The organism is Candidatus Villigracilis sp., from assembly GCF_057083605.1.
Map to the genome: position 1 here is coordinate 1 of NZ_JBXMTI010000138.1, position 5,209 is coordinate 5,209.

Consider the following 5,209-nt stretch of genomic DNA (forward strand, 5'->3'; position numbering starts at 1 on the left):
GAGTGCATTAACTTTGGCGGATGAAGAATAATAATGTTTTATAAAGTCGCTTGTTATTTTAATTGTTCGGTTATTCAAGGAGACCAATAAATATGCGGTCAACACTCACTAATTTCATAACACCAGATAGAAATGATCCTGATGAAATACGCAGGCGTGGAATTGTAGGTACTTTATCGTTTGGGCTCTTGGTACTATCATTGCTTGCATTGGTGGCAATTCTTGTGTTTTTGTTCAATAATCCCGAAAAGTGGCGACAGCAAGACAATCAATTGACTGTGATTAGTGCAGGCGTTGCGGTTTTTGCAAGTTTGGGGATAATTCAATTAAATAAACGCTCTAGTCGAGTGGCGTCATTGCTCTTGCTGTTACTTCTTGTAACAGTTTCGACTTTCAGCGACACCCCCGAACAATTATCAAATGGACGCTCACTATTCATTTTCACCATCCCTATTGCAATATCCAGCTTAATTCTCGCGCCTACCAGCAGTTTCTTTTTTGCATTTATTAATACACTCATCGTCACTGCTTTGGCAAACCAGTCAGACACGGTACCCAATATTACTGCGATTGTCGGCTTCTTCATGCTGGCGCTTATCTCCTGGCTTTCCTCGCGCAACCTAGAGCAAGCCCTGCTCGAACTCCGTGTCATCAACGCCGAATTGGATCAGCGCGTTATTGAGCGCACACGCGAGTTATCCGAATCTCTTTCACGTGAAGCGGCGCAAGCCAGTCAGCGCGAGGCGATCCTAAATAGTATTGCGGATGGTGTGGTTGTGTTTGACAAGAACAGGACAGCCATCGTTGCCAATCCGTCCATTACATCTTTAACGGGGAAAACGCAGGAATCCATTATCGGGCAGGAAATCGCAAGCCTGGTTAATTCAGAAGGGCTCCCGGTGGAGCAGCGAGGCCGTATCAGCGAAATATTCAGCCAGTCGGGGAGCGTACCAACTTTCCGCGTGAATTGGGGGCGCAAGACCTTGTCTGTTAATGCGGCAGAAGTGAAGGACGTCAATAGTCAGTCTATGGGGACGGTGGCCGTCTTCCGAGATATTACTCGTGAAGCTGAGCTTGAAAAAATGAAAGATACGTTTCTCGCCGTGGTATCCCATGAATTGCGAACACCGCTCAATGCGATCCTCGGATTTGCCGAGATGATCAAGGAGACTGTCTATGGGCCCGTGAACGAGAACCAGCGTAAGGCTTCTGTGCGCATTATGGATAACACACAGCGTCTGTTGTCTATTGTCAGTGAACTTCTGGATCAGGCCCAAATCCAATCTGGCAGAATGAAGATCAATTATGTGCCATGCAAACCAGCCGATTTGTTGACCGACCTGCGGGAAACTATGGAAAAAATTGCGGAAAGCAAGGGGATTAAACTACACACGGAATTAGCCACAGATATGCCTAATACCCTCAACGGCGACCCCCAGCGCTTGCAACAGATCATGATCAACCTGACAAACAATGCCTTCAAGTTTTCAGATAAGGGTAAGGAAGTGCGAGTCTCCATTGGACGGATGGGGGATCAGAAATGGCAGATCCAGGTGACTGATAGAGGAGAAGGCATTCCCCCGGAAGCCATAGACTATGTCTTTGATACTTTTCGACAGGTTGAAGGTTCGGCAACCAGGAAACATGGCGGGGTGGGGTTGGGGTTATCGATTGTGAAGCAGTTGACCGAACTAATGGGTGGTACTATCGTAGTAGCCAGCCAGGTCGGCGCTGGCAGCGTTTTTACAGTTTCCCTGCCTCTCAATACACAATAGGAGCAAATAAATAAATGAATACACTTGCATTAATCATCGAAGACGATCAGGACCTGTCTGAAATTTTCAGTCAGGCCCTCAATGCAGCTGGGTACGAAACTGAAATTATCGGCGACGGCCAGGTTGCGGAGGAACGCCTAAAGCACCTTATCCCTGCCGTGGTTGTTCTGGATATGCACATTCCCCATGTACCTGGAAATATTTTATTGAGACAAATTCGTGCAGACGCGAGATTGAATAAGACCAGGGTGGTGGTGGCCACTGCCGATGCCCAAATGGGCGAGAACATGCGTGGCCATGCAGACCTTGTGTTGATCAAACCCATCTCCTTTACACAATTGCGTGATCTCTCTTCAAGGCTCTTCCCTCATCAATAATTCTGCGCTAAATTGTAGTAACGACTTTAGTCGTTCGAGACTGAATTTTAAATGCGAAGTAAGAACATTAACCACAGAGATCACAGAGTCTACAGAGGTTTTAAAAGTGTTTTCTCCGTGATCTTTGTGGTCTTATTACCCTCTGGGCTGTGGTAAAAAGCTTTTAAGAAACTGTCTCTAAAAACTCCTTTGTGCCTTCGTGTTAAAAAGAATTTTTTAGCTTTACCGCCAGCAAATGACAAATCCACAATCGAAAGCAATGCAAGCCTTTAGCATTCTATGGCTTGGTCAGGCGGTGTCGATCATCGGCAGCGCCATGACCTGGTTCGCATTCACCATTTGGGTTTGGGAGAAAACAGGCAAAGCCTCATCCCTGGCTTATGTCAGTTTCTTTACCTTTCTGCCCTCGCTTATTTTTAGCCCATTCGTAGGCGCGCTCGTTGACCGTTGGAATCGCAAACTCACTCTAATGTTGAGCGACATGGCCAGCGCCATCGCCACTCTGATTGCATTCTTACTTTACATAAACAACTCCCTCGAACTTTGGCATATATATCTGCTCGGCCTGCTCACGGGCATTTTCACCGCATTTCAATATCCCTCCTATATCACCCTTACCACCGTCATGCTTCCCAAAGAACACTACGCCCGCGCCGAAGGCATGATGGGACTCGCGCAAGCCTTTGCCGCCATCATGGCGCCCATCACAGCCGCCCTCTTGCTTCCAAAAATTAAGATTGACGGAATTATGATATTGGACATCATCACATTCCTCGTCGCATTTTCCGCATTGTTGTGGATTAAGATCCCGCCTCCGACTCCGCTGGTAGCTGCTCGCTCAACCCAAAGCGGATTCTTGCGAGAGGTCTCTTTCGGCTTCCACTACATTTACTCCCGCCCCAGTTTACGCGCATTGATCATCTTGTTCATGTTCACGAATTTCTTTCTTGCCATAGGTGCTACGTTGATGACTCCCATGATCCTGAGCTTCACGGGCAGCAAGAGTATGCTGGCAGGCATACAATCAAGCGGTGCATTTGGAGGGATTGTTGGTGGCGTGCTATTGAGTATTTGGGGAGGCCCGCGCAAGCGGATTTATAGCATCCTGCTTGGGGGAGTGGGAGCTTGTCTGTTAGGTGTGGCAGGCCTGGGCTTTGGAAGAGGCGTAATGATCTGGGCTGTCGCAAGTTTCCTGTTCGCTTTCTTCGAGCCGTTTGTGGAAGGCGGGAATCTTGCAGTCTGGCAATCCAAAGTGGAGCTGGGTGTGCAGGGACGTGTGCTCTCAGTGCGCAGGCTCTTAGTGCAAGTCCCGTTCCTATTTGGCACTGCCGCCTCAGGCTGGCTGGCTGACCGGGGCGTCTTCCCGAATTTATTCAACAATAATTATTCTGCGCTGCTCATTATTGCAGGCTTGTGTGGAGCCTCTGCCTTTTTATTCGGGTTCTCCGTGCCCTCGCTTCGAAATGCCGAAGCCATTCTGCCTGACCAAAACATAGGATAAATTTCTGTTGAACAATGAGATTGCTTCGGGCTATCGCCCTCGCAACGACATGAAAATTAAAGGATAAAAATATGTGGCTGTCAATTGTTATTGTGGTTATAGTGCTCGTTATACTGTTTGTCTTCGTGGATCGTGAGATATATTTCTATGAAGGCACGCACCTTTCACCGCGCATACAAGCCTGGCTCTATGATCGCTGGGCTGAAAAATATGACAAGGGCAAGCGCGAGAGTCAACAGCAGGATGCAGAGTTTCTGGCGAAGCCATTAATGGCTGCTCTTGTTGATAACCCCGCTCCCTTTATTTTGGATGTCGCCACAGGTACAGGCCGTCTGCCTTTCGCACTGATGAACGAAGCGGGTTTCAACGGTCACATCGTTGCAGTGGATATTTCACAGGGCATGTTGGAAAAGGCTGCGAGAAAGCTTGCCAATAAAAATGAAGCTGTCGAACTCATGCAATATGAGCAATTCCCTTTGCCTTTCCCTGACGGTTCTTTTGACGCAATCGCCTGCATGGAAGCTCTGGAAGTGATGCCCGAAATGAAAACGCCCCTGGTAGAGATTATGCGACTCCTTCACCCAGGCGGTGTCTTCCTTACCTCTCGCGGCACCGAAGCATCAGGGCGCAAAGCCAAAGTAGTAGGAGCAGATGACTTCAAAGCGCTCCTGCAAAACGCTGGTTTTACCGAAGTTGAAATCACCCCCTGGTGGCGCGTATTTGACCGTGTCTTTGCGCGCAAACCAGGCAAGTCAAATTCAGTTGGTTACAAATCCATAACTGATGTACTGGTTTGTTCCAATTGCAAGCAGATGAAAGTGGAATATCAGGCAACTGGCAATCTAAAATGCATAAACTGTCAAAAAGAATTCGCGGTTGATGAGTTGGGGATCATTGCATATAAATGATCATGCCATTGTACAGAACAGTTAATTCCTGTTAGTTTGAAATGGCTGATCATCCTGCAACAAACAAGGACTTGGAAATTTTCCCCTTCACAGCTGCTACTCATCGGTAGCTCTCGGCTGGTTGAGGATTATTATCGCCATCATCACTGTTATTGTCGTTGCCACCAGCTCTTGGGTTTTCGTAGGCAGGTTTAACAAAGGTAAAGAGTTCACTATTACAAATCTCGCTTCCGTCTGTGCCCTGCGCAATTACATGCCATTGGTATTCACCTCCTGCTGCGATAAAGGCTTCCATGTAGCGTTCACTAATCGGCAGTTTGCAACATTTTTTCAAACACGTTCAGCGCATTTTCAATTCCTTTTTCTGCTCGAATCCTTTGCCCAAGTTCAAAGGCTTTTTGTTTTACTTGGGGATTGCCGACTCCCAAGTGAATAGCTTCCAGCAGGCGCTTGGCAGTCAGTTCCTTATATCGAATAGGTTTAGGACCTACACCTAACTCCGCAATCTGTTCCCCCCAATAGTGTTGGTCAAATACAAACGACACAATGCAGGATGGTATCCCAGAGCGAAGACCAAAGGCAGTTGTGCCTGAACCGCCATGATGAATCACCATCGCCATTCGTGGAAACAGCCAATCGTAAGGGGCA

General features: G+C 47.6%; 6 protein-coding genes. 4 read left to right on the plus strand and 2 right to left on the minus strand.

Features of this window, described 5'->3' with window-relative positions; all coding sequences use genetic code 11:
- Positions 1-92 precede the first annotated feature (92 nt).
- The 4 genes from AC14M5_RS20595 to AC14M5_RS20610 all read left to right on the plus strand — a co-directional run bounded on the left by AC14M5_RS20595 (position 93) and on the right by AC14M5_RS20610 (position 4,561).
- Positions 93-1,775: a sensor histidine kinase gene (locus tag AC14M5_RS20595; RefSeq protein ID WP_484031596.1), complete on the plus strand. Its 1,683-nt coding sequence runs from the start codon at positions 93-95 to the stop codon at positions 1,773-1,775.
- Positions 1,776-1,789: 14 nt separating this feature from the next.
- On the plus strand, positions 1,790-2,152 hold the full coding sequence (locus AC14M5_RS20600; RefSeq protein WP_484031597.1) for a response regulator: 363 nt from the start codon (positions 1,790-1,792) through the stop codon (positions 2,150-2,152).
- A gap of 235 nt (positions 2,153-2,387) precedes the next feature.
- Positions 2,388-3,653 carry an MFS transporter gene (locus tag AC14M5_RS20605; RefSeq protein ID WP_484031598.1) on the plus strand — a complete coding sequence of 422 codons (1,266 nt, stop codon included), beginning with the start codon at positions 2,388-2,390 and terminating at the stop codon, positions 3,651-3,653.
- Between the two features lie 71 nt (positions 3,654-3,724).
- On the plus strand, positions 3,725-4,561 hold the full coding sequence (locus tag AC14M5_RS20610) for a class I SAM-dependent methyltransferase (RefSeq protein WP_484031599.1): 837 nt from the start codon (positions 3,725-3,727) through the stop codon (positions 4,559-4,561).
- 100 nt (positions 4,562-4,661) lie between these two features.
- On the opposite strand, the gene AC14M5_RS20615 is transcribed toward AC14M5_RS20610, so the two are convergent.
- A complete protein-coding gene (locus AC14M5_RS20615; protein WP_484031600.1) occupies positions 4,662-4,856 on the minus strand; it encodes a hypothetical protein in 195 nt (64 codons plus the stop codon).
- Between the two features lie 10 nt (positions 4,857-4,866).
- The coding region (locus AC14M5_RS20620; RefSeq protein ID WP_484031601.1) for a glycosyltransferase at positions 4,867-5,209 on the minus strand (343 nt) is incomplete at its 5' end.